The sequence below is a fragment of the Stenotrophomonas sp. AGC87 genome, assembly GCF_057333975.1.
This window is the reverse complement of record NZ_JBHFHW010000038.1, coordinates 93,977-118,269: the sequence shown is the minus strand read 5'-3', so window position 1 is coordinate 118,269 and position 24,293 is coordinate 93,977. Positions and strand designations below refer to the sequence as shown.

Sequence of the window (24,293 nt, the reverse complement as noted above, 5' to 3'; positions counted from 1 at the left end):
GCACCCGACCGGGGGGGGGGTGTCCGCGCGGGCCCGCGTGAATTCTTCGCATTCCCGTAGTGAACGCAGCGCTATGCTCGGGCGGTTCCCATCCCTGCCCTGGAGTCCGCCGTGAATACCGAATCGCTTGCCGCGTCCCTCTTCCAGCAACTGCAGCAGGGCCAAGGGCTGCAGCAGGTGTCCCAGCAGCTGGGCATCGACCCCAACCAGGCCAGCACCGCGGTGGGCGCTGCCCTGCCGCTGCTGCTCGGCGCGATGGGCCGCAACGCGCAGGAACCCCAGGGCGCCCAGGCACTGCTCGGGGCGCTGCAGCGTGATCATGCGCCGGCCAGTGCCGGGGGCTTCGATCTGGGCGGGCTGCTCGGCAGCGTGCTGGGCGGCGGTGGCGGCAATGCGACCAATGGCGCCGGCATCCTCGGCCATGTCTTCGGTGGCAACACTGACCGCGCCACCCAGGGCCTGAGCCAGGCCACCGGGCTGGACAGCAGCAAGACCAGCCAGCTGCTGGCCATCCTCGCCCCCATCGTCATGTCCTATCTCGCCCAGCGCTTCGCCAGCGGCGGCAACGCCAACCCGGGTCAGCTCAGCCAGGCTCTCGGCCAGGAAGCGCAGAGCGCCAACAGTGGTGGACTGCTGACCTCCGTGCTGGACCAGGACGGCGATGGGCAGCTGGGCGTCGGCGATCTGCTCAAGCTCGGCGGCGGCCTGTTCGGCAAGCGCTGACGGCACGCGCTCGAAATAGCCTGCGCCTATCGCATTGGTTGATTCATTCGAATGTACCGAATGAACGGCAGTGATTACCGTGTGGGCACGCCTTCACATCGCGGTGCTCCACGGCCAGGTGTGCAGGCAACCTTTCCGACGTCGCCATCGCCTCCCCCACGCCGATGGTGGCCACGTTCGCCAGTACACAGGTAGATACCCATGAAAAGCGAAGCCAAGTGCCCGTTCAACCACGCCCTCGTCGGCGATGCCACCACCAACCGCGACTGGTGGCCCAAGCAGCTGCGGGTGGACCTGCTCAACCAGCACTCGACCCGGTCGCATCCGCTGGATGAGGCATTCGATTACGCCGAGGCCTTCAAGGGCCTGGATTACGCCGCACTCAAGGCCGACCTCAAGGCCTTGATGACCGATTCGCAGGACTGGTGGCCGGCCGACTTCGGCCACTACGGCGGCCTGTTCGTGCGCATGGCCTGGCACAGCGCCGGCACCTACCGTATCGGCGATGGCCGTGGCGGCGCCGGCCGCGGCCAGCAGCGCTTCGCCCCGCTCAACAGCTGGCCGGACAACGTCAGCCTGGACAAGGCACGCCGCCTGCTGTGGCCGATCAAGCAGAAGTACGGCCAGGCGATCTCCTGGGCGGACCTGCTGGTGCTCACCGGCAACGTCGCGCTCGAATCGATGGGTTTCAAGACACTCGGCTTCGCCGGCGGCCGCCCGGATACCTGGGAACCCGACCAGGATGTGTACTGGGGCCGCGAAACCACCTGGCTCGGCGGCGATGTGCGCTATGCGCATGGCTCCGAAGGCGTGCAGGAAGACCACGGCGTGCTGGTCTCCGATGATGACGCAGACGGCGACATCCACTCGCGCGATCTGGAGAACCCGCTGGCCGCGGTGCAGATGGGCCTGATCTACGTCAATCCGGAAGGCCCGGACGGCAATCCCGATCCGCTCAAGGCGGCCTTCGACATCCGCGATACGTTCGGCCGCATGGCCATGGACGATGAGGAAACCGTGGCGCTGATCGCCGGTGGACACAGCTTCGGCAAGACCCACGGCGCCGGCCCGGCCGACAACGTCGATGTGGAACCGGAAGCAGCGGGCCTGGAAAGCCAGGGCCTGGGCTGGGCCAACCGGTTCGGCACCGGCAAGGGCGGCGATACCATCACCAGTGGGCTGGAAGTGACCTGGACGCGCACGCCGGCGCAGTGGAGCCATGACTTCTTCGAGATCCTGTTCGGCCACGAGTGGGAGCTGACCAAGAGCCCGGCCGGTGCGCACCAGTGGGTGGCCAAGGACAGCGAGGCGATCATTCCGGACGCGCACGATCCGTCGAAAAAACACCGCCCGACCATGCTCACCACCGATCTGTCGCTGCGTGTGGACCCGGCCTACGAGAAGATCTCGCGCCGCTTCCTGGCCGATCCGCAGGCCTTCGCCGACGCCTTCGCCCGCGCGTGGTTCAAGCTGACCCATCGCGACATGGGCCCGCGCGCGCGCTACCTCGGCCCGGAAATCCCGGCCGAAGAATTCGTCTGGCAGGACCCGGTGCCGGCGGCCCAACAGACCACGCTCAGCGCACAGGACATCACCGCGCTGAAGCAGCAGATCGCCGCGGCCGGCCTGAGCGTGGGCGAGCTGGTCTCCACCGCATGGGCATCGGCCTCGACCTTCCGCGGCTCGGACAAGCGTGGCGGCGCCAACGGGGCGCGTGTGCGCCTGGCCCCGCAGAAGGATTGGGCGGTCAACCAGCCGCAGCAGCTGGGCAAGGTGCTGGCCGCACTGGAGAAGATCCAGGCCGGCTTCAAGGGCGCTGGCGGTGCGCAGGTCTCGTTGGCCGATCTGATCGTGCTGGCCGGCAATGTCGGCGTCGAGCAGGCGGCCAGGGCCGGTGGCCATGAGGTCAGCGTGCCGTTCAACCCGGGCCGCACCGATGCCAGCCAGGAGCAGACCGATGTGGATTCGTTCGCCGTGCTGGAACCGTATGCCGATGGCTTCCGCAATTACGTCAAGGGCCGCTACAGCGTGCCCACCGAGGCGCTGCTGATCGACCGTGCGCAGCTGCTTACGCTGACCGCGCCGGAGATGACCGCCCTGGTCGGCGGCCTGCGGGTGATCGGCACCAACGTGGGTGGCAGCAAGGACGGCGTGTTCACCGATCGCGTCGGCACGTTGAGCAACGACTTCTTCGTCAACCTGCTCGACATGCGCACGCAATGGGTGGCCAATGGCGACAACTACAGCGGCCGTGACCGCGGCACCGGCGCGCAGCGCTGGAGCGGCAGCCGCGTGGATCTGGTGTTTGGTTCGAACTCGGTGCTGCGGGCACTGGCCGAGGTCTATGCCAGCGCGGACGGTGAGAAGAAGTTCGTTCGCGACTTCGTGGCCGCCTGGGCGCGGGTGATGGAGCTGGACCGTTACGACCTGCGTTGATTCAACACCGTAGGCACAGACAAAGACCGGGCCGCATGGCCCGGTCTTTTCATGCGTGCGGTGCGCGGCTCACAGCGCGTCCAGATCGCCCAGCGCGCGGATCAACCGACGCGCACGCTTGTCCGGCTTGTGCTCCGGCGGCTGGTAGCCGTTCTTCGCGGCCGCACGCTGCAGGCGCAGCTCCGCGCGGCGTGCAAGCGAGGCCTCGCTCTCTGCATACAACTGCTGCGCCACCGGAGCCGGGCCGCGCATCTCGCTGAGCCCAAGCACCTGGATATCGAACACTTCATCGCCACGGCTGATCTGCAGCGCTTCGCCCACGCGCACCGCGCGCGAGGATTTCGGGCGTTGCCCGGCCACGTCCACCTTGCCGGTTTCCACCGCCTGCTTGGCCAGGCTGCGGGTTCGATAGAACCGTGCGGCCCACAGCCACACATCCAGCCGCACGGCGGCCACCGGTGTTGCATCAGTCATGCTTTCTACCCAGCTCCACGGCGTTGGCCGGTTGTCGGTTCAGGGGTTGCGGGGCGTCCGGTGTACCGCGGCACCCGGTGCCACCGATCAGCGCCGGTACCCCGGCATCCAGATCGCGGCGCTGGCTGCCGACCTGGCATTCCGGTCGGTCCATCGGCCGCACCTGCGCATCGCGCAGGCGGTCGTCCGTACTCGAACATGCGGTCAGCGCGGCGCCAATCAAGAGGGCCAGCGCGGCGGGGATGAACCGATCAGCCGGGAGGCTCTGCAGCCGGCCAGCGGCCGGCACTACGGGTGGAGCGGCTGACGTGCATTGAGACGCGGAAGTACGCATCGCGATATCCCCTTGATGGGCTTGGTGCTAGTGTGCCGCTCTCTGAGCTTGATCTCCAGCGCACATGGCCAAAGCGCCGCTTGACCTGACCACGGGCCCGATCGGGCGCAATCTGTTCCTGTTCGCCCTGCCGATCCTGGCCGGCAACATCGCCCAGTCGATGAACGGCTCGGTGAACGCGATCTGGGTCGGCCGCTTCCTCGGCGAGGCGGCGCTGACCGCCACCGCGAACGCCAACAACATCATGTTCTTCCTGATCGGCTCGGTATTCGGGATCGGCATGGCCGCCTCGATCCTGATCGGCCAGTCGATGGGTGCGCGTGACCTGCCCCAGGCCCGGCGCGTGATGGGCACCAGCGCGACCTTCTTCATCGGCCTGTCGGTGGTGATTGCGATCGCCGGTTGGTGGCTGTCGCATCCGTTGCTGGCGGCGATGGGCACACCGGCCGAATCGCTGCCGTTGGCCGAGGCTTACCTGCGCATCATCTTCCTGGCGATGCCGACGCTGTATGCCTTCGCGTTCCTGAGCTCGGCACTGCGCGGCGTCGGTGACTCACGCACGCCGTTCCGTTTCCTGCTGCTCTCGGTGGTGCTGGATATCGGCTTCAACCCGCTGCTGATCTTCGGCATCGGCCCGTTCCCGCAGCTGGGCATCGCCGGCGCGGCCTGGGCCACGTTGATCGCGCAGACGCTCTCGCTGCTCGGCCTGCTCTGGTACATGCGCAACAAACGCCACGTGCTGTGGCTGGGCCGCAAGGACATGGCGCTGTTCAAGATCGACGGCGAGATCCTGCGTGCGCTGGTGGTCAAGGGCGTACCGATGGGCCTGCAGATGGTGCTGATCTCGCTGTCGATGATCCTGATGATGACCATGGTCAACAGCTACGGCACCGACACCGCCGCCGCGTATGGCGCCTCACTGCAGCTGTGGACCTACGTGCAGATGCCGGCGATGGCGATCGGTGCGGCGTGCTCGACCATGGCCGCGCAGAACGTCGGCGCGCAGCGCTGGGACCGCGTGCGCGGCACCGCCCGCAGCGGCGTGCTCTACAACTTCCTGCTGACCGGCGTGCTGATCCTGCCGCTGATCCTGCTGGACCGTTACACGCTCGCCCTGTTCCTGCCCGAGGGCAGCCAGGCGCTGGAGGTGGCGCGCCACCTCAACCACATCGCGGTGTGGTCGTTCCTGTTCTTCGGCGTGAACTTCGTGATCTCCGGCGTGGTGCGCTCGACCGGTGCGGTGATTCCCCCGCTGCTGATCCTGGCAGCCTCGCTGTGGGGCATCCGCGTGCCGTTCGCCGAGCTGCTGCAGGACCGCTGGGGGGCCGACGCGGTGTGGTGGAGTTTCCCGGTCAGCTCGTTCTGCGCGATGCTGATGTCGCTGGCGTATTACCGCTGGGGTGGCTGGCGCAAGGCGCGGATGCTGCCCAGCCATCACGAGGAACTGGCGGCCCCGGCCGAGGTCCCCGCCTCGCCGCCGTCGCCGGTGGCGGACCCGAACCCGACCACGCCGCTGCAGCCTGCCCCGGCGGGCAGCGCACGGCCGGATTAAGCGGCAGGCCCCTGCAGCAGCGTCTTCCAGGCAGGCAGTTGGTAGCGCCGCCGCTGGTAGCGCATCAGCAGCGCCATCATCACGCCGAACAACAGGCCGGCCATGACAGCACTACCAACGGTGATGCCGAGCGGGAACGGGCCCAGTTCGAAGAGCAGCCACATCAGCGCCTGCCATAAGCCGCTCCACAGCAGACCGAACAGCCCGCCCATCAGCAGAGCATTGGCACTGAAGCTGGCGAGCAGCGGTGGCGGCACGCGCAGCCCCATGCGCCACAACAGCCGATGCAGTGGCGGTGCGCGCATGCCGGCAGGCACGTTGGCGTCGGCCATGGCCTGCAGCGCGTGACGAACATCAGCGGGATAACGGTCCATGTGCTTCTCCATCACGCGGCCACAAATGCAAACGGCCACCCGAAGGTGGCCGTTTGAGGCGACAACCGAGGTTGTCGGCCGGGAATTACTGGGCAGCCTTGGCAGCCAGGCGCGCGGCCTTGGCCTGCGCAGCAGCAGCCAGATCTTCCTTGATGCGGGCAGCCTTGCCTTCCAGACCACGCAGGTAGTACAGCTTGCCGGCGCGGACCTTACCACGACGCTTCACTTCGACCGAGTCGATGATGGCGCTGTGGGTCTGGAAAACGCGCTCGACGCCGTAGCCGTGCGAGATCTTGCGGACGGTGAACGCGGAGTTCAGGCCGGCGTTCTTGGTGCCGATGACGACGCCTTCGTAAGCCTGCACGCGCTCACGGTTGCCTTCCTTCACCTTCACGTTGACGACGACGGTGTCACCCTGGCTGAACTTCGGCAGCTCGCGGGTGATCTGGGCGGATTCGAAGTCCGAGAGGATGGATTTGTTCAGCTTGCTCATGGGTGCACCGATAATGTTCGGGTGATCGTGTCGTTCGACAACGTGGGCTCATGCAGTCACCGGACTGTGCTGCACGTTTTTTGTAGGGGTTCCTGCCAACAGGCCCCAAAAGGCCGATGGCAATCCCGAATTGTAAACAAGATCCCGCCCCCGCGCTAGGGGGTTGGATCCTTGGCACCGGCCTGCCGTGCCTGCTCCAGCAGGACGCGGTCGGCCTTGGACAACTGGCTTTCGTCGAGCAGATCCGGCCGCCGCAGCGCTGTGCGCAGCAACGACTGCTGCCGGCGCCAGCGGGCGATGGCGGCATGGTTGCCCGAGCGCAGCACGTCCGGGACAGTGCCCCATTCATGCTGGGCCGGATGGCTGTAATGCGGGCAGTCCAGCAGCCCCTGCGGGCCTTCGAAACTGTCCTGGGCGGCCGATTCGGCATCGCCGAGGGCCCCGTCCTGCAGGCGGGTCACCGCATCGACGATCACCGCCGCACCCAGCTCACCGCCGGACAGGACGTAATCGCCGAGGGAGATTTCCTCGGTGACCTCAGCCTCGAGAAAGCGCTCGTCGATGCCCTCATAGCGGCCGCAGAGCAGGATCATGCGCGGCAGTGCCGCCAGCTCCCGGACCTTGGCCTGGGTCAGCGGCGTGCCCTGCGGGCTGAGGTAGATCACTGGCGCGGGCGCCGGATCGGCGGCTTTCGCGGCCGCCAGACACGCCCGCAGCGGCTCGATCAACATGACCATGCCCGGGCCACCCCCGAATGGACGGTCGTCCACCCGGCGGTAGTTGCCTTCGGCATAGTCACGCGGATTCCAGCCGTGCAGGTCCAGCAGACCGCGCTCGGCAGCACGGCCGACCACGCCCAGCGCGGCCGACTGCGCCATGAACTCGGGGAACAACGTGACGACGTCGATACGCATCCGGCTTAGAACTCCGGATCCCAGTCGACCACGATCAGGTTGGCCTCGAAATCCACCGAGACGACGAATTCGGGCTGCACGAACGGAATCATCCGCTCACGATCCCCCTGCACCACGAGCACGTCGTTGGAGCCGGTCGAGAACAGGTGTGACGCCCGCCCTAGTTCGACACCTTCGACGGTACGCACCTGCAAGCCCTCCAGATCGACCCAGTAATACTCATCGGGCTTCGGGGGCGGCAGTGCGCTGCGCGCGACATAGACTTCGGTCCCGTACATCGCCTCGACCACATCGCGGTCGGTGATATCGGGAAACACGGCGACCAGATGCTTGCCGGACTGACGTCCACGTGCACCGGTGAGCGTGCTCTCCTGGCCGGCGGGGGTCCGCAGGATCCAGGGCTGATAATGGAAAATGGCGGTACGCGGCTCGGTCCAGGACTCGAGCTTGATCTCGCCTCGCACACCAAAAGCGCCGACAATCCTGCCCAGCAGGATGCGGCGCTCGGTATCTTTCATCTGTATAGACCGATGGGCCGCGGCAGGCGCGGCCCTTCAGGATCAGGCCGCGGAGGCCTGGGCCTTGGTCGCTTCCTTGTACAGGTTGCGAACCTTGTCGGTCATCTGGGCGCCGTTGGCGACCCACTTGTCGACCAGCGGCAGGTCCAGCACGATGCGGGACTCGGCACCCTGGGCAACCGGGTTGTAGTAACCGACGCGCTCGATGTTGCGGCCATCACGGGCGCTGCGCGAATCGGTCACGATGATGTGGTAGAAGGGACGCTTCTTGGCGCCGCCGCGGGTCAGTCGAATCTTGACCATGGTGTTGTTTCCTCAATTGCCCAGTCGCCAGGATGGCGCGGTAAGCCGGCGATTATAGCGGCGGCCTCCGGTCATTCCAAGCCTGTGAAGGCCGGGAAAGCTGAACAGGGCCTGCCGATCAGGTGGTTCAGGCCACCAACGGCTGCCAGGGTGCCGCCGCCAGTACCTGCCGGGCCTTGGCGCACAACGCCGCCGAGTTCGCCAGTACGCCCCCATCGATCACCGCGATCGGCCAGATGCCGGCTGCGTTGCAGGCAATGGCCGCGTCGAATCCAGTCAGGTCCGCCAGGGCGACCGGCCGCACCTGCTGATCGCTGCCCCACCCGGCCTGCAGCAGGCGCTCCTGGGTACCGCGCAGCGCGGGCGCCTGCGGCCAGATCAACGTGTCACCGGAGGCGAAGGCGATGTTCCAGGTGGTGCCTTCGCTGACCAGCCCGTCGTCACCGACGAACAGCGCGTCGTCCACCCCGGCCAGCAAGGCCTCGCGGCGATGCTGGAACAGCGCGAACGTGCCGACATGCTTCACGTGCGGCAGCTCACGCTGGTAGCGCACCGTCCGCAGTCGCCGTGCTATCGGCGGCAGATCGACCGGTGGCGCGACGGCGACCAGTACATCGACGGCGACGGACTGCAGCGGCTGCCGGAAATCGAACTGCCGTGAAAACACGGTCACCCGCAGCGAGGCATCGACCGCACCGTCGGCCTGCAGCGCGCCGTGCATCCAGGCCCGCACCTGCAGCGGATCCAGCGCGGTGCCGAACAGCTCCACCGTGCCCTCCTGCAGACGCTGCAGATGCAGATCCAGCCCCTGCACCGCGCCATTGCGCACCTGCAGCGAGGTGAAATGACCGTAGTTGGTCAGTGCGCCGGCAAGATCATCGGCGCTGGCGGTGCGGCCATTGCAGTACAAAGTCATCCCAGCAACGCCTTCGCATCGGACCACATCTGCTGCAGCACCTCGGCCGCCGGGCGCGCCGGCGCCATCCACGCGGACTGTCCCGCCCAGGCCTGCATCGCATCCAGCGTGTTGTCGCGGCCCGCCTGCGCGCGCATCGGCGCGGTCAGCCCACGCTGCACCGGATAGGGCCGCGGCGGTGGTGCGTCAGCAGACGCCGCGGCGCGCACATATGCGGTCGCCAGGCCACGACCGAGGCGACCACTGAAAGCGCGCGTCGGCCAGGTGTCTTCCGGTTCGGCACTGGCCAACGCCTGTGACCATGCCGGATTCAAATGGCACTCCGGGGTGCGCAGGAACGCGGTGCCCACCTGCACCGCACTCGCACCCAGCGTCAGGGCTGCCGCGATACCGCGCCCATCGGCGATGCCACCGGCCGCGATGACCGGGATATCCAGATGATCGGCCAGCCGCGGCAGCAGCGCGAACAACCCGACCAATTGGCGCTCGGCCGCGTCCGGATCGAATGCGCCGCGATGGCCGCCCGCCTCGAACCCCTGCGCGACCACCGCATCGGCGCCGGCCGCCTGTGCGGCACGCGCTTCAGCCAAGGTGGTGGCGCAGGCGATCCAGGCGATGCCCACGTCTTTCAGGCGCCGCACCTGTGCCGGAGAAAACACGCCCATGATGGTGGAGGCCACCGCCGGGCGCGCCTCGATCAAGGCATCGAACTGCGCATCGAAATCGGCCGGACCGGCATCGGCAGCGCTGGCCGGCACCTCCGGCCCCCACTGCGCCAGGAAGCGGCGTGTCGCGGCTTCAGCATCGGCATCGCGCGACGGCAGCGGATCCGGAATCCAGACATTGACCTGCGCCGGCCCAGTGGACTGCGCACGGAAATCGGTCATCCACGCCACGATGTCCTGCGGCTGCGACAACACCGCGCCCATCGCGCCCATGCTGCCGGCGTTGGCCAGCGCGGCCGACAGCGGCACGGGGCAGGCGCCGGCCATCGGCGCCAGCAGGATCGGGGCCTGCAATGCAAAACGCCGACAGAAGCTGTCGGCGCGTTCGAGAAGCGGGGAACCATTCACGCGCGGCGCACCTGTGGAAGGAGACGGTGCCAGCATACGCCGCACCGCCCCTGCCCGGAATGCGCCTGCGCAGGACTCAGCGGAACGGCATGCCGCCGCGGCCGCCCATGGCACCCATCATCCCCTTCATGCTGCGCATCATGCCCTTCATGCCGCCGCCAGCCATCTTGCTCATCATCTTTTCCATCTGCTGGAACTGCTTCATGAGCTTGTTGACGTCGGCCGGGGTCAGGCCGGAACCGCGCGCGATACGGGCACGGCGCGAGCCGTTGAGCAGGCCCGGGTTGCGGCGCTCCTTCTTGGTCATCGAGTTGATGATCGCGATCATGCGCGGCACTTCCTTGCCTTGGCTGACCTGCTGCTTGAGGTGCTCGGGGATCTGGCCCAGGCCCGGCAGCTTGTCCATCAGGCCGCCGATGCCGCCCATGTTCTGCATCTGCTCCAGCTGGTCACGCATGTCGTTCAGATCGAACTTCTTGCCCTTGGCGACCTTCTCGGCCAGCTTCTGGGCCTTGTCCTTGTCGACCTGCTGCTCGACCTGCTCCACCAGCGACAACACGTCGCCCATGTCCAGGATGCGGCTGGCGATACGGTCGGGGTGGAACACATCCAGGCCGTCCGGCTTTTCGCTCACACCGACGAACTTGATCGGCTTGCCGGTGATGTAGCGCACGCTCAGCGCGGCACCGCCGCGGGCGTCACCGTCGGTCTTGGTCAGCACCACGCCGGTCAGCGGCAGCGCATCGCCGAAGGCCTTGGCGGTATTGGCGGCATCCTGGCCGGTCATGGCATCGACCACGAACAGCGTTTCGGCCGGGTTGACCGCGGCGTGCAGCGCCTTGATCTCGGCCATCATCGCTTCGTCGATGGCCAGGCGGCCGGCGGTATCGACGATCAGCACATCCACGAACGACTTGCGCGCATCATCGATCGCAGCGCGGACGATGGCTTCCGGCTTCTGGTCGGCGGTGGACGGGAAGAACAGCACACCGACTTGGTCGGCCAGCGTCTTCAGCTGCTCGATCGCGGCCGGACGGTAGACGTCGGCCGAGACCACCATCACCTTCTTCTTGCGCTTTTCCTTGAGGTGCTTGGCCAGCTTGCCCACCGTGGTGGTCTTGCCCGCACCCTGCAGGCCGGCCATCAGGATGATCGCCGGCGCCGGGACGTTGAGGTTCAGGTCCGAGGCGGCCGAGCCCATGACCGCAGTCAGCTCGTCGCGCACGACCTTGATCAGCGCCTGGCCCGGGGTCAGCGACTTGAGCACTTCCTGGCCGACCGCGCGCACCTTGATGCGCTCGACCAGCGCCTGCACCACCGGCAACGCGACGTCGGCTTCAAGCAGCGCGATGCGGACTTCGCGGGTGGCCTCGCGGATGTTTTCCTCGGTCAGGCGACCGCGGCCGCGCAGCCGTTCGATGGTGCCGGAGAGGCGCTGGGTCAGGGACTCGAACATGGAAGCGACCTGTTCAGAACAAAAGACAATGAGACCGCCAGTATAACGGTTCCGCCCCGGCTCCCGGACCGGCCCTGACGGCGGCGCTGCGGGCATCGCCAGCACCCCGGGGGTATGCGAAACTGACACGATGACAATCGTTCTCATCGCGACCCTGCTGTATCTGACCGCCACCGGCCTGCTGGTGCGCGCGGTCGTCCGCGATGATGCGGTGACCTCCCCGGCCTGGCTGTGGCCGGTGCTGCCGGCGATGCTGCTGCATGGCGGTTATCACGTGCTGGTGGCGATGCGTACCAGTGGTGGCCCGGACATGCACTTCTTCGCCGCCCTGTCGCTGGTCGGGCTGGGCATGGCGTGGCTGACCTCGCTGGTGGCTGCGCGCGGCCGCATGGCAGCGCTTGGCGTGCTGGTATTCCCGATGGCCGCCGTGGTGCTGTGGATCTATCACGCCTACGGCCACGAGCCGAGCAAGCCGCTGGGCTGGCAGTTGGCCACGCACGCGTGGATGGCGCTGCTCGCCTACGCCACCCTGAGCGTGGCCGCGTTGCTGGCGATCATGCTGTGGCTGCAGGAACGCGCCCTGCGCCGCCGTGATTTCCGCCCGTGGCTGCGCGCCCTGCCCCCGCTGGCGGACCTGGAAGCCCTGCTGTTCCGGGTGATCGCGGTCGGCTTTGCACTGCTCACGCTGACGCTGGTCACCGGCGTGCTGTTCGTCGATGACCTGCTGGCGCAGAAGCTGGTACACAAGACCGTGCTCAGCATCCTGTCCTGGATCGTGTTCGGCACGCTGCTGATCGGGCGCCGCCGTTATGGCTGGCGCGGCGCGAAGGCGGTGCACTGGACCCTCACCGCGATGGCGTTGCTGCTGCTGGCGTTCTTCGGCAGCCAGTTCGTGATCGAGCTGGTGTTCGGGCGCACGCGATAGCGGCGTGCCGACCAACGGTCGGCAGGCCGCTCACAACGCGTCGATCGCCTCCGACAACCGTTCCACCGCGATCACCTCCATGCCCTTCACGCTGCCGGTCTTCGGCGCGTTCGCTTTCGGCACGATCGCGCGCTTGAAGCCATGCGTCGCTGCTTCGCGCAGACGATCTTCACCATTGGGCACGGGGCGGATCTCGCCGGAGAGGCCCACCTCGCCGAAGGCGATGGTCTTCTCGGCCAGCGGCCGGTCCTGCAGCGAGGACAGCACCGCCAGCAGCACCGGCAGATCGGCGGCGGTCTCCTGCACGCGGATGCCGCCCACCACATTGACGAACACGTCCTGATCGCCCACCAGCACGCCGCCATGACGGTGCAGCACCGCCAGCAGCATCGCCAGGCGGTTCTGCTCCAGCCCCACCGCCACCCGGCGCGGGTTGGACAGCGGAGAAGCGTCCACCAGGGCCTGCACTTCCACCAGCAGCGGGCGCGTGCCCTCGCGGGTCACCATCACGCAGCTGCCCGGCTGCTGGGTGCTGCCGCCGGAAAGGAAGATCGCCGAGGGATTGGAGACCTCTTTCAGACCCTTCTCGCCCATCGCGAACACGCCCAGCTCGTTGACCGCGCCGAAGCGGTTCTTGAACGCCCGCAGCAGGCGGAATCGGCTGCCGCTCTCGCCTTCGAAGTACAGCACCGCGTCGACCATGTGTTCGAGCACGCGCGGGCCGGCAATGCCGCCCTCCTTGGTGACGTGGCCGACCAGGAACACGGCGGTACCGGTTTCCTTGGCAAAGCGCACCAGCCGTGCGGCGCTCTCACGCACCTGGCTGACCGAGCCTGGGGCAGCGGTCAGCGATTCGGTCCACAGGGTCTGCACCGAATCGGCCACGATCAGCCGCGGCTTGGCCACGCTGGCATGCTGCAGGATCGCCTCGACCTGGGTTTCGGCCAGCGCGTTGACGTTGTCCAGCGGCAGATCCAGCCGGACCGCACGGCCAGCGACCTGCGAGAGCGATTCCTCACCGGTGATGTACAGCACCGGCAAGCTGGCAGCCATCTTCGCCACCGCCTGCAGCAGCAGGGTGGATTTGCCGATGCCCGGATCGCCACCGACCAGCACCACCGCGCCTTCGACCAGGCCACCGCCGAGCACGCGGTCGAACTCGCCGATGCCGGTGCTCACCCGCAGGTGTTCGGTCTGCTGTACGTCCTTGAGCGCCATGATCTTCGGCGCATCGACCTTGCCGGCCCAGCCGGAACGGCGCGATGCCGGCGAGGACTTGGTGGGCGTCGCGCTTTCCAGCGTGATTTCGCTGAGCGTGTTCCAGACCCCGCACTCGGTGCACTGGCCCTGCCACTTGCTGTATTCGGCGCCGCATTCACTGCAGACGTAAGCGGTGAGTCGCTTGGCCATGTCCACTTCCGCTTCAGAATCGATGGGGCAGGATAGCCGAGCCGCGTCGCAGCAACCGAGACGCCGAGCGCCCCCGCTCAAGATTCCGGCCCCGATGCCGATACTCCGGCGGGCCACTGCCCTCCTTCAACCCTTTCCAGGCTTCTCCATGACCGGCACCTACAGCCAGAGTCTTGTCGTGTTCTCGCTGCTCGTCGCCATCCTCGCCTCGTACACCGCGCTGGACATGGCCGGTCGCCTGGCCAGTACCCGCGGCCGGGTCGCCCGCTGGTGGCTGGCCGGTGGTGCCGGCGCGATGGGCCTGGGCATCTGGTCGATGCACTTCATCGGCATGCTCGCCTTCCACCTGCCGATCCCGGTCGGCTATGACCTGGCCATCACCCTGTACTCGCTGGCGGTGTCGGTGGGCGCCTCGGCGTATGCACTGTGGCTGGTCTCGCGTGCAGAGCTGCCGTGGTCGCGACTGTGCGCGGGCGCGGTGCTGATGGGGCTGGGCATCGCCGCCATGCACTACCTGGGCATGGCCGCGCTGGAGATGCAGCCGGGCATCGACTACGACCCGCTGTGGTTTGCCGCCTCGATCCTGATCGCGATCGGCGCGGCCGGTGCGGCGCTGTGGATCGCCTTCCGGCTGCGCCTGGAGCAGCGCAGGCCGTTCCTGCTGCGCGGCCTGGCCTCGCTGGTGATGGGCCTGGCCATCGTCGGCATGCACTACACCGGCATGGCCGCAGCCAACTTCCCCGAGGGTGCGCTGTGCGGCGCGGCGTACGGTCAGGGCATCGATACCAAATGGCTGGCCGTGCTGGTGATCGTGACGACACTGGCCACGCTGGGGATCGCGTTGATCGCCTCGGTGTTCGATCGCCAGATGCGTACCCGCACCGGCCTGCTCGCCGATTCGCTGGCGCAGGCCAACGAGAAGCTGATGCAGGCCGCCCTGCACGACCCGCTGACCCAGCTGCCCAACCGCATGCTGCTGCAGGACCGGATCGAGCAGGCCATCGAGAAGGCACAACGCCGGCAGTTCAGCTTCGCGGTGATGTTCTGCGACCTCGATGGTTTCAAGGCGATCAACGATGCCTACGGCCACCAGCTCGGCGACAAACTCCTGATCCAGGTCAGCGAGCGGATCACTGCGCTGCTGCGTGCGCAGGACACGTTCGCGCGGCTGGGCGGCGACGAATTCGTCATCGTGTTCCAGGTGGAAGATCCGGAAGACGCGGCGGTGGTCGCCGAACGGATCATCGCCAGCGTGGCCGAACCGTTCGAGATCGATGCGCTGGAACTGCAGGTCAGCGCCAGCCTGGGCATCGCGCTGTACCCGGCCGATGCCACCACCGAGCGCGATCTGATGGCCCACGCCGACGCGGCGATGTACCACACCAAGGATTCGGGCCGGAACGGCTATACCTTCTTTACCCAGTCACTCAACGTCAGCGCCAACCGCCAGCTGAAACTGCTGCAGGAACTGCGCAAGGCGGTCAGCCGCAGCGAGCTGGTGCTGCACTACCAGCCCAAGTTCCAGGCCAACGGCAACGCGCTGATCGGGGCCGAGGCGCTGGTGCGCTGGCAGCACCCCGAACTGGGCCTGCTGTCGCCGGATGCGTTCATCCCGATCGCAGAGCGCAGCGGGCTGATCCTGTCCATCGGCGACTGGGTGCTCGACCGGGCCTGCGCGCAGCTGCGCCACTGGCACGATGCCGGGCATCCGGACTGGACAATGGCGGTGAACCTGTCGCCCCTGCAGTTCGGCTCGAGCACGCTGCTGGAGACCGTGCGCCGCACGCTGGAGAAACACGGGCTGGACCCGAAGCGGCTGACGCTGGAGGTGACCGAAACCACTGCGATGCGCGATGTGGAAGCGAGCCTGCTGATCCTGCATGGGCTGACCGCGATGGGCGTGAACATCTCCATCGATGATTTCGGCACCGGCTACTCCAGCCTGCTCTACCTCAAGCGCATGCCGGCCACCGAGCTGAAGATCGATCGGGCCTTCGTGCACGATCTGGAAGACAACGCCGAGGATGCGGCGATCGTCTCCTCGATCATCGCGCTGGGCCGCTCGCTGCAGCTGCAGATCGTCGCCGAGGGCGTGGAGACCGCGGGCCAACGCCAGTACCTGAGCGACATGGGCTGCGATCAGCTGCAGGGCTATCACCTCGGGCGGCCGGTGGATGCGGCGGAGTTCATGCGGCTGGCGAGGGCGGCGTAACGCGCGGCTCGGCGCGGCGGGACTCGGCTTCTCATACGGATTGCGAGGGCGAACCAAACAGAAAGGCCGCCCGAGGGCGGCCTTTCTGCGTGTGGCAACGTCGCGAAGACGTCAGTGCATCATGTGCACGTTCATGTTGTGCATGACCCACAGCGAACCGGCGACGATGATGCCGATCACCACGACGGTGAAAGCCGCCGCGCTGACGTTCCAGCGCTGCTCCGAGGAGCGGTCCAGGTGCAGGAAGAACACCAGGTGCACCAGGATCTGCAGCACCGCAGCCACCACGATGATGACGCCGGTGGTGAAGCGCGGCAGGTCGCCATGCATGACCGCCCAGAACGGGATGATGGTCAGCACGGCGGCCAGGACGAAGCCGATCAGGTAGGACTTGACGCTGCCATGGCTTTCGCCGGCAGCGCTGTGGCCATGATCGTGTGCGTGATTGTCATGTGCGGCCATTACAGCGCTCCATTCAGATAGACGACGGAGAACACGCCGATCCAGATCAGATCCAGGAAGTGCCAGAACAGGCTCAGGCACGCCATGCGGGTCTTGTTGGTCTGGGTCAGGCCGTTCTGCTTGATCTGGATGAACATGATCAGCAGCCACAGCAGACCCGCGCTCACGTGCAGACCGTGGGTACCGACCAGCGCGAAGAACGCCGACAGGAACGCACTGTGGTCCGGACCGTAGCCCTGATGGATCAGGTGGTTGAACTCCCACACTTCCATGCACATGAAGCCGAAGCCCAGCAGCCAGGTCAGTGCGAGCCATGCGTACATCTGGCCCACCTTCTGCTTGTGCATGGCGATCATGCCCAGGCCGAAGGTCAGCGAGGAGACCAGCAGCAGCGTGGTTTCCCAGGCAACGAAGGACAGTTCGAACAGGTCCTTCGGGCCGGGGCCGCCGTCGGTGCCGCCGGACAGCACGATGTAGGTCGCAAACAGCGTGGCGAAGATGAGGCAATCGCTCATCAGGTACACCCAGAAACCGAAGACGGTATTGCCGCCGGTGTCGTGGTGCTCGTGGTCGTCATGGCCGTGGGCCGCCGCGTGCGCGGCGTGCCCAGGGTTCATGGTGTTGGGGATAGTGGTGCTCATGCCTTCAGCTCCGATTTCACCAGGCCCTGCGCCACCAGGTGGCGACGGTGCTCATTTTCGATCCGCTCCACTTCCGCGGCCGGCACGTAGTAATCCACGTCCTTGTCGAAGGTGCGCCAGATGAAGGTGCCGATCATGCCGACCAGACCCACGATGGCCAGCCACCAGATGTGCCAGATCATCGCAAAGCCGAACACCAGGCTGAAGGCGCCGATCACCACACCGGTGCCGGTGTTGCGCGGCATGTGGATGTCGGTGTACTTGGCCGGGCGTTCCCACGCCTCACCGCGCTGCTTGCGCTCCCAGAACTCGTCCAGTTCGTTGACGCGCGGCAGCGAGCCGAAGTTGTAGAACGACGGCGGCGAAGAGGTTTCCCACTCCAGCGTACGGGCGTCCCACGGATCGCCGGTCAGGTCGGCGGTCTTCTTGCGGTCACGGATCGACACGGCGATCTGGATGATCTGGCACAGGATGCCGGCACCGATGATGAAGGCACCACACATGGCGATGATCAGCAGCGGCTGATATTCCATGTTCGGGTAGCTCTGCATACGGCGGGTCATGCCCATGAAGCCCAGGATGTACAGCGGCATGAACGCGACATAGAAGCCGATGAACCAGCACCAGAACGCGCGCTTGCCCCAGGTTTCATTGAGGCGGAAGCCGAACATCTTCGGCCACCAGTAGGTGATGCCGGCGAACATGCCGAACACCACGCCGCCGATGATGACGTTGTGGAAGTGGGCGATCAGGAACAGGCTGTTGTGCAGCACGAAATCGATGGCCGGGATCGCCAGCATCACGCCGGTCATGCCGCCGATGGTGAAGGTGACCATGAAGCCGATGGTCCACAGCACCGGGGTCGTGAACTGCACGCGACCGCGGAACATGGTGAACAGCCAGTTGAAGATCTTCACGCCGGTCGGGATCGAGATGATCATCGTCGTGATGCCGAAGAAGGCATTGACGTTGGCACCCGAGCCCATGGTGAAGAAGTGGTGCAGCCAGACCAGGAACGACAGCACGCCGATGCAGGCGGTGGCGTAGACCATGCCCTTGTAGCCGAACAGCGCCTTGCGCGAGAACGTGGCGATGACCTCGGAGAACACGCCAAAGGCCGGCAGGACCAGGATATAGACTTCCGGGTGACCCCAGATCCAGATCAGGTTGATGTACAGCATGGCGTTGCCGCCACCGTCATTGGTGAAGAAATGCGTGCCCAGGTAACGATCCAGGGTCAGCAGCACCAGGGTGATGGTCAACACCGGGAAGGCAGCGATGATCAGCACGTTGGTGACCAGCGCGGTCCAGGTGAAGATCGGCATCTGCATCAGCTTCATGCCGGGGGTGCGCATCTTCAAGATGGTGATGAAGAAGTTGATGCCGCTCAGCGTGGTACCCAGGCCGGCGACCTGCAGGCCCCAGATGTAGTAATCGACACCTACCCCTGGACTGTATTCCTTGCCTGACAACGGTGGGAAGGCCAGCCAGCCGGTCTGCGCGAACTCACCGACACCCAGCGAGATCATCACCAGGCCCGCGCCCGCCACGAACAGCCAGAAGCTGAGCGAGTTGACGAACGGGAAGGCCACGTCGCGTGCGCCGATCTGCAGCGGCACGACAACGTTCATCAGGCCGGTGATCAGCGGCATCGCCACGAAGAAGATCATGATCACGCCGTGGGCGGTGAAGATCTGGTCGTAGTGATGCGGAGGCAGGATGCCCTCGTTGCCTCCAGCGGCCATGGCCTGCTGGACACGCATCATGATCGCGTCGGCGAAGCCGCGCAGCAGCATGACGAAGGCGACGATGAGGTACATCACGCCGATCTTCTTGTGGTCGACCGAGGTGAACCACTCTTTCCAGAGATAGCCCCACAGCTTGAACTTGGTGATCAGGGCCAACACCAGCAGGCCGCCGATACCAGCACCGATCAACGTGGTGATGATGATCGGGTCATGCGGGATGTCGGCAAACGTCAATTTACCCAACAGATTCATGGTCATTCTCCCGAGCCGCCGTGACCGGTGTGACCGGCTGCGGCGTGCTCGTCTGCAGTGTGTTCGGCGTGTGCAGCAGCATCGCCTTCAGCCATCGCGTGGCCGTCGTGCGATTCACCGGCGGCCGGCATGGTGTGGCCTTCGTGGCTTTCGCCCTCGGCGCCGTCATGCTTCATGGCCTTGTGGTCGTGCTTCATGCCGTAGTGCTGGTTGTCGCCCATGTGCTTGGCGATGACCCAGTCGAACAGGCCGGCCTCGGTGGTACCGAAGTAGGTCACCGGGTGCCAGTCATGGTTCTTCTCGGCGGTCAGCGCAGCAAAGGCGGTCTTGTCCAGGGTCGCGCTTTCGGCACGCACCTTGGTCAGCCACTGCTGGTACTCCGCCTCGGTCACCGAGTGCGCGGAGAAATGCATCTTGCTGAAGCCCGCGCCGCTGTAGTGCGAGGACATGCCCGGGAACTCACCGGTCTCGTTGGCGATCAGGTGGAGTTTGGTCTCCATGGCCGTCATCGAGTAGATCATGCTGCCCAGGTGCGGAATGAAGAACGCATTCATCACCGTATCGGACGTGATCTTGAAGTTCAGCGGGGTATCCACCGGGAAGGTGATCTCGTTGACGGTGGCGATGTTCTCTTCGGGATAGATGAAGAGCCACTTCCAATCCAGCGAGATGGCTTCGATCACCACCGGCTTCTTGTCCGAGTCCAGCGGACGGTACGGATCCAGCGCGTGCGAGGAACGCCAGGTCAGCACGGCCAGCACCAGCACGATCATGCACGGGATCGACCAGACCACCACTTCGATGGCCGTGGAATGCGACCACTTCGGCTCATAACGGGCCTTGGTGTTGGTCGCACGGTACTTCCACGCGAAGGTGAGGGTCATGATGATGACCGGCACGACAACCAGCAGCATCAGCACGGTCGCCGTGATGAGCAGGGTCTTCTCGTCGTGGCCGATCTGGCCCTTCGGGTTGAGGATGGCCGAGTTGCAGCCCGTCAGGAACACGGACAACGCAAACAGCAGGCCCGGACGCAGGAAGCGTCCAAGGGGTTTCAACGGAATCATCGGTCGATCCAATTGCGTAGGGAATGCCAGTTCAAGCCCGCCTCCGTCCCAGCCAAAGCCGGTGGTGCCGGTCCAAGGGGACAGGCACGAAGGACGATCATGTCAGCCTTCTAATTTTAGGCCGTCACGCATCATTTAAGAAAGGCATTGACAATGATCCAGCGCAGGAAAGGCCTGTTTTGGGCTGCGACACGTTGTCGCAGTGCCGGGCAATGACCCGATTCGGCAACATTCCGGCCCTTGTATAGACATGAACGGGTCAGTTCCGGGGCCCCGGTCAGCGCGCACGTCGCCGCCTCGTCACGGGCGTCCTGCCGAGCATCCTGCGGGCGGCCACGGTACACGCACCGACGGCCACCGTCACCGCGGCTGCGCTCAGGCAGCCCGTACCCGATTCGGGCAGTCCGCCCCCGTGGCGAAGTCCGCGATGTTGCGCAGCGTGATCGCGGAGATCTCCTGCAGCGCCTCGGCCGTGAAGAAGCCCTGGTGCCCGGTCACCAGCACATTGGGGAAGGTCATCAGGCGCTGGAACGCGTCATCGTCGATGATTTCGCCGGACCGGTCCTGGAAGAACAGCCCGCTCTCCTGCTCGTACACATCGATGGCCAGATGCCCCAGGCGCCGTGACTTCAGCGCGCGGATCACCGCATGGGTATCCACCAGCCCACCGCGCGAGGTATTGACCAGCATCGCCCCGGGCTTCATCCCGGCAAGTGACGCATCGTCGATCAGGTGATGGGTGTCCGGCGTCAGCGGGCAGTGCAGCGAGACGACATCCGCGCGGGCGAGCAGTTCATCCAGCGCGACCGACGTGCCAATCGCAGCGAATGCCGCCGACGGATAGGGATCGTGGCCCAGCACCGTGCAGCCCATGCCCTTGAAGATGCGCGCGGTGGCCAGGCCGATCTGGCCGGTCCCCACGATGCCCACCGTTTTGCCATGCAACGTGCGACCCAGCAGGCCATCGAGCATGAAGTTGCCCTCGCGCACCCGGTTGTAGGCGCGGTGGGTCTGCCGGTTGAGGGTCATCACCATGGCCAGGGCATGCTCTGCCACGGCTTCGGGGGAGTAAGCCGGCACGCGTGCCACGAACAGCCCCAACTGCTCCGCCGCGGCCAGGTCGACATTATTGAAGCCCGCACAGCGCAGCAGGATCGCGCGCAGCCCGAGTGCATGCAGCGCCTGCAGCACCGGGGCATCCAGCCGGTCATTCACGAACACACAGACCGCCTCGCACTCCTGCGCCAGTGCCGCGGTATGCACCTCCAGTGCGGCATCGAAATACAGGAACTCGAACGACGGCCCTGCCCCGCGGCGTTGACTGGCTTCATCGAGAAACCGCTGGTCATACGGGCGGGCACTGAATACGGCGATCTTCATGAGGGCGATCCGCGGGAGTTCGAGCATGACGATACCGCAGTACACTCCGGCCAACTGCCTGGAGCCTGCCGTGTCCCTGACTGCCCGCCTTCTCCGCTGGACCGCCACGCCGGTGGGCCGACGCGCCCTGTTCGCGCTCACTGCCGCGATCGTAACCCTGATGGCCTGCAATCCATTGCTTGCACCACTGCTGCCCGTGGTGGATGCGCTGGGGCTGGATGTGCTGATCCTGCTGATCGGTGCGCAGGCGATGACCTTGTTGCCGTGGGTGCGGCTGCATGCCAGCCGTATCGCCCGCGCCGCGGCCCGTCTACTGCTCGATACGCTCGCAGGGGCCTTCGCAGGTTTCATCGGCGGTTATCTCCGGCAACTGGTATTCGGCACGGGCGCGCGTTGGACCCGCGCGCGGCCGTGACCTAGTATTCGGCCCTTGCAAGACGCCATGGGTGGATGTGCGTGGAAAGTTTCGAGCGGTTCAACGGGCGCCGTAGCGGTGCGGGCAAATCAGTCGCGATCCTGTCACACGGCTTTGGTACCGATCAGACCGCATGGAACGCCCTGCGCCCCTGGTTTGAAGCACGCTTTGATGTGATCTCCTTCGATCTTGCCGGCTGCGGTCCGCACGGTGCGCAGACCTACGATTTCGAACGGCACGGCTCACTGTTCGGCTATGCCGACGATCTGATCGACATTCTGGACGAGCTGGACGTGCACAACTGCACCTACATCGGCCACTCGATGAGCGGCATGATCGGCGCGGCCGCCGCCGTTGCGCGGCCGGATCTGTTCGAGCGCCTGGTCATCATCGGTGCGTCGCCGCGTTATCTCGACGACGACGGCTACACCGGCGGCTTCAAGCCGCAGGACCTGGAGCAGCTGTTCGAGAGCATGCGAGCGAACTACCAGGCCTGGATCGCCGGTTTCGCCCCGATGGTCGTCGGCGTGGAGGACAGCGCGGTTGTCGCCGATTTCTCCAATACGCTGTTCCAGATGCGCCCGGATATCGCCCTCAATACGTCGCGCACGATCTTCACCTCCGATCTGCGCAGCCTGGCTGCGCGGGTTTCCACGCCGGTCCACCTCATCCAGACCGCGCACGACGTGGCGGTACCGGTCGCCGTCGGCCACTGGCTGGCCAACGCGATCGATGGCGCCACCCTGGATGTGATCGATGCCTCGGGTCATCTCCCGCACATGACCGCGCCGGATGACGTCATGCGCATCCTCGAACAGCGGCTGAGTGGAAGGGCCCGGTGAGCACGTCCGACAGTGAAGCGCTCGCGGCGCTGTGCCAGTTTGCCCGCCTGGCCTCCCACGCGGACCTGGTCATGGCGATGGAGGTGGAAGACGGCGGCAGGGCGACCTGGGCTGCCGCAGCACCGGCACTGCCCTCATCGAGCTTCAACCTGGCGCGCAGCGGCCTGTTGGAGCACACCTGGGGCGATGAAGCCGTCGACGCGGCGGGGTTCCGGCTGCCGACTGCGGTGATCCATGCGCTGGAGGGCCTCCCTGCCCGCCTGCTCTACGTCCCGGCCCCCTCCCACGGTGCGCCGCTCAGCGGCCTGCTGCTGCTCTGGCGAAACCCACCCGCGCCTGCCGGGCTGACCGGGCAGATGGCGCTGCTGGCAAAGAGCGTGGCACGCCTGTTGTCCGCACGCCGCGAGGCCGCCCGCCAGGTCATCGTCCGCAATCAGTTCCTCGATCTGTTTGAAAGCGTGCCCGCGGGCATCGTCCTGATCGACGGTGATGGCGTAGGTGCTGCGGTCAACGAGCACGCTGCGGAACTGCTGGGTTGCAAGGCAGGTGATCACCGCGCGGCGGATCTCGCCGGCCCGATGCGCGCCCTGCGCCAACGCTGCGACAACCACGCCGAACTCGAGCTGGCCTACCGCGCCCAGATCAACAACGACCAGTTCGCCGCCAAGCAGAACTGGACCCTGGGCGAGCGCACCTTCGAAGTGGACACCCATCCGGTACGCGGCAACGGGGCGCACGGGCGCATCTGGCTGTTCACCGACGTCACCGCCGATCTGCTGATGGCCGCCGAACTGCGCCGCCTCGCCTCCTCCGATCCCTTGACCGGCGTCCCCAATCGCCGTCACTTCGAGGAATGCTCGGCACAGATCATCGCCGCGCGCGAAGCCAACGGCCGCGCGGTGGCGGTGCTGATGGTGGACGTGGATCACTTCAAGAAGATCAACGATACCTACGGCCATCCCGCCGGCGATGAAGTCCTCAAGGTCGTAGCCAGGCGCTGCCGGGATGCCCTGCGGGAGCGCGATCTGTTTGCCCGCTTCGGCGGCGAAGAGTTCATCGCCCTGCTGGCCGCGTCCGCCGTGGATGAGATTCCCGCCGCCGCCGAGCGGCTGCGCAGTGCGGTGGCGGCCGACCCCATCCTGGTGGGCGGCGACCGGATCTCCGTCTCCGTCAGCGTCGGTGGGGCGATCGGCGAGGCGCTGCCGGGTGGCGACCAGAAACTGCTGGAAGACCTGATCGCCCGGGCGGATGAGGCGCTGTATGAGGCCAAGACCAGCGGCCGGAACCGGGTCCGGATGGCGGCGCTGCAGGCCAAGCTGATCAACCTCTGAGGCACGCGGGCGGCACTTGTCCGCGCCAGCCTAACACTGTTA

General features: G+C 66.2%; 24 protein-coding genes. 8 read left to right on the top strand and 16 right to left on the bottom strand.

What is annotated here, in order from left to right:
* Positions 1-111 precede the first annotated feature (111 nt).
* On the top strand, positions 112-723 hold the full coding sequence (locus tag ACE026_RS15545) for a DUF937 domain-containing protein (protein WP_313217634.1): 612 nt from the start codon (positions 112-114) through the stop codon (positions 721-723).
* A gap of 201 nt (positions 724-924) precedes the next feature.
* Complete coding sequence (gene katG, locus ACE026_RS15540) at positions 925-3,159, top strand: catalase/peroxidase HPI (protein ID WP_486039726.1); 2,235 nt, start codon at positions 925-927, stop codon at positions 3,157-3,159.
* 69 nt (positions 3,160-3,228) lie between these two features.
* On the opposite strand, the gene ACE026_RS15535 is transcribed toward katG, so the two are convergent.
* Both ACE026_RS15535 and ACE026_RS15530 read right to left on the bottom strand, forming a co-directional pair.
* Positions 3,229-3,633 (bottom strand): RNA-binding S4 domain-containing protein, encoded by a 405-nt coding sequence (locus ACE026_RS15535; protein ID WP_481491520.1) that lies wholly within the window; start codon positions 3,631-3,633, stop codon positions 3,229-3,231.
* Positions 3,626-3,922, bottom strand: a complete 297-nt coding sequence (locus ACE026_RS15530; RefSeq protein ID WP_486039796.1) for a hypothetical protein — start codon at positions 3,920-3,922, stop codon at positions 3,626-3,628. The genes ACE026_RS15535 and ACE026_RS15530 overlap by 8 nt, the downstream gene beginning before the upstream one ends.
* Before the next feature lie 109 nt (positions 3,923-4,031).
* On the opposite strand from ACE026_RS15530, the gene ACE026_RS15525 reads away from it, so the two are divergent.
* The gene (locus ACE026_RS15525; RefSeq protein WP_259261393.1) at positions 4,032-5,519 is read left to right on the top strand and encodes an MATE family efflux transporter; all 1,488 of its coding nucleotides are present in this window, start codon (positions 4,032-4,034) and stop codon (positions 5,517-5,519) included.
* On the opposite strand, the gene ACE026_RS15520 is transcribed toward ACE026_RS15525, so the two are convergent.
* The 8 genes from ACE026_RS15520 to ffh all read right to left on the bottom strand — a co-directional run bounded on the left by ACE026_RS15520 (position 5,516) and on the right by ffh (position 11,566).
* On the bottom strand, positions 5,516-5,893 hold the full coding sequence (locus ACE026_RS15520; RefSeq protein WP_486039724.1) for a DUF6404 family protein: 378 nt from the start codon (positions 5,891-5,893) through the stop codon (positions 5,516-5,518). The genes ACE026_RS15525 and ACE026_RS15520 overlap by 4 nt on opposite strands.
* Before the next feature lie 85 nt (positions 5,894-5,978).
* The gene (rplS, locus tag ACE026_RS15515) at positions 5,979-6,386 is read right to left on the bottom strand and encodes a 50S ribosomal protein L19 (RefSeq protein ID WP_019184486.1); all 408 of its coding nucleotides are present in this window, start codon (positions 6,384-6,386) and stop codon (positions 5,979-5,981) included.
* A gap of 155 nt (positions 6,387-6,541) precedes the next feature.
* The gene (gene trmD, locus ACE026_RS15510; protein ID WP_486039723.1) at positions 6,542-7,300 is read right to left on the bottom strand and encodes a tRNA (guanosine(37)-N1)-methyltransferase TrmD; all 759 of its coding nucleotides are present in this window, start codon (positions 7,298-7,300) and stop codon (positions 6,542-6,544) included.
* A gap of 5 nt (positions 7,301-7,305) precedes the next feature.
* Entirely contained in the window at positions 7,306-7,818 is a 513-nt protein-coding gene (gene rimM / locus ACE026_RS15505; protein WP_121043481.1) for a ribosome maturation factor RimM, read from the bottom strand.
* A gap of 42 nt (positions 7,819-7,860) precedes the next feature.
* A complete protein-coding gene (gene rpsP / locus ACE026_RS15500) occupies positions 7,861-8,121 on the bottom strand; it encodes a 30S ribosomal protein S16 (RefSeq protein ID WP_017356068.1) in 261 nt (86 codons plus the stop codon).
* A 127-nt stretch (positions 8,122-8,248) separates the two neighbouring features.
* Positions 8,249-9,037, bottom strand: a complete 789-nt coding sequence (locus ACE026_RS15495) for an aminotransferase class IV family protein (protein ID WP_486039722.1) — start codon at positions 9,035-9,037, stop codon at positions 8,249-8,251.
* Positions 9,034-10,110, bottom strand: a complete 1,077-nt coding sequence (locus ACE026_RS15490) for an NAD(P)H-dependent flavin oxidoreductase (RefSeq protein ID WP_486039721.1) — start codon at positions 10,108-10,110, stop codon at positions 9,034-9,036. Before ACE026_RS15490 ends, ACE026_RS15495 begins: the two co-directional genes overlap by 4 nt.
* A gap of 76 nt (positions 10,111-10,186) precedes the next feature.
* A complete protein-coding gene (gene ffh, locus ACE026_RS15485) occupies positions 10,187-11,566 on the bottom strand; it encodes a signal recognition particle protein (protein WP_019184491.1) in 1,380 nt (459 codons plus the stop codon).
* Positions 11,567-11,696: 130 nt separating this feature from the next.
* Here ffh and ACE026_RS15480 point away from each other — a divergent pair, with 130 nt between their 5' ends.
* Positions 11,697-12,491, top strand: coding sequence for a cytochrome C assembly family protein (locus ACE026_RS15480; protein ID WP_486039720.1), 795 nt, complete (start codon positions 11,697-11,699; stop codon positions 12,489-12,491).
* Positions 12,492-12,521: 30 nt separating this feature from the next.
* On the opposite strand, the gene radA is transcribed toward ACE026_RS15480, so the two are convergent.
* Positions 12,522-13,901: a DNA repair protein RadA gene (gene radA, locus ACE026_RS15475; protein ID WP_121043463.1), complete on the bottom strand. Its 1,380-nt coding sequence runs from the start codon at positions 13,899-13,901 to the stop codon at positions 12,522-12,524.
* A gap of 148 nt (positions 13,902-14,049) precedes the next feature.
* Between radA and ACE026_RS15470 the strand changes: the two genes are divergently transcribed.
* Positions 14,050-16,113 carry a putative bifunctional diguanylate cyclase/phosphodiesterase gene (locus tag ACE026_RS15470; protein ID WP_486039718.1) on the top strand — a complete coding sequence of 688 codons (2,064 nt, stop codon included), beginning with the start codon at positions 14,050-14,052 and terminating at the stop codon, positions 16,111-16,113.
* A gap of 111 nt (positions 16,114-16,224) precedes the next feature.
* On the opposite strand, the gene cyoD is transcribed toward ACE026_RS15470, so the two are convergent.
* The 5 genes from cyoD to ACE026_RS15445 all read right to left on the bottom strand — a co-directional run bounded on the left by cyoD (position 16,225) and on the right by ACE026_RS15445 (position 21,663).
* Positions 16,225-16,575: a cytochrome o ubiquinol oxidase subunit IV gene (gene cyoD / locus ACE026_RS15465; protein WP_121043457.1), complete on the bottom strand. Its 351-nt coding sequence runs from the start codon at positions 16,573-16,575 to the stop codon at positions 16,225-16,227.
* Entirely contained in the window at positions 16,575-17,192 is a 618-nt protein-coding gene (gene cyoC, locus ACE026_RS15460) for a cytochrome o ubiquinol oxidase subunit III (RefSeq protein ID WP_121043454.1), read from the bottom strand. Before cyoC ends, cyoD begins: the two co-directional genes overlap by 1 nt.
* 20 nt (positions 17,193-17,212) lie before the next feature.
* Positions 17,213-19,210, bottom strand: a complete 1,998-nt coding sequence (gene cyoB, locus ACE026_RS15455; RefSeq protein WP_313211122.1) for a cytochrome o ubiquinol oxidase subunit I — start codon at positions 19,208-19,210, stop codon at positions 17,213-17,215.
* Positions 19,211-19,218: 8 nt separating this feature from the next.
* On the bottom strand, positions 19,219-20,283 hold the full coding sequence (gene cyoA / locus ACE026_RS15450) for a ubiquinol oxidase subunit II (protein WP_313211101.1): 1,065 nt from the start codon (positions 20,281-20,283) through the stop codon (positions 19,219-19,221).
* 375 nt (positions 20,284-20,658) lie between these two features.
* A complete protein-coding gene (locus tag ACE026_RS15445; protein WP_486039717.1) occupies positions 20,659-21,663 on the bottom strand; it encodes a 2-hydroxyacid dehydrogenase in 1,005 nt (334 codons plus the stop codon).
* A gap of 70 nt (positions 21,664-21,733) precedes the next feature.
* On the opposite strand from ACE026_RS15445, the gene ACE026_RS15440 reads away from it, so the two are divergent.
* From ACE026_RS15440 to ACE026_RS15430, 3 genes are read left to right on the top strand one after another with little or no spacing between them, the layout of a single operon-like run.
* Positions 21,734-22,078, top strand: a complete 345-nt coding sequence (locus ACE026_RS15440) for a hypothetical protein (RefSeq protein ID WP_486039716.1) — start codon at positions 21,734-21,736, stop codon at positions 22,076-22,078.
* Between the two features lie 35 nt (positions 22,079-22,113).
* Positions 22,114-22,920 (top strand): alpha/beta fold hydrolase, encoded by an 807-nt coding sequence (locus tag ACE026_RS15435; RefSeq protein WP_486039715.1) that lies wholly within the window; start codon positions 22,114-22,116, stop codon positions 22,918-22,920.
* Positions 22,917-24,251, top strand: a complete 1,335-nt coding sequence (locus tag ACE026_RS15430) for a GGDEF domain-containing protein (RefSeq protein ID WP_486039714.1) — start codon at positions 22,917-22,919, stop codon at positions 24,249-24,251. Before ACE026_RS15435 ends, ACE026_RS15430 begins: the two co-directional genes overlap by 4 nt.
* Positions 24,252-24,293: the final 42 nt, after the last annotated feature.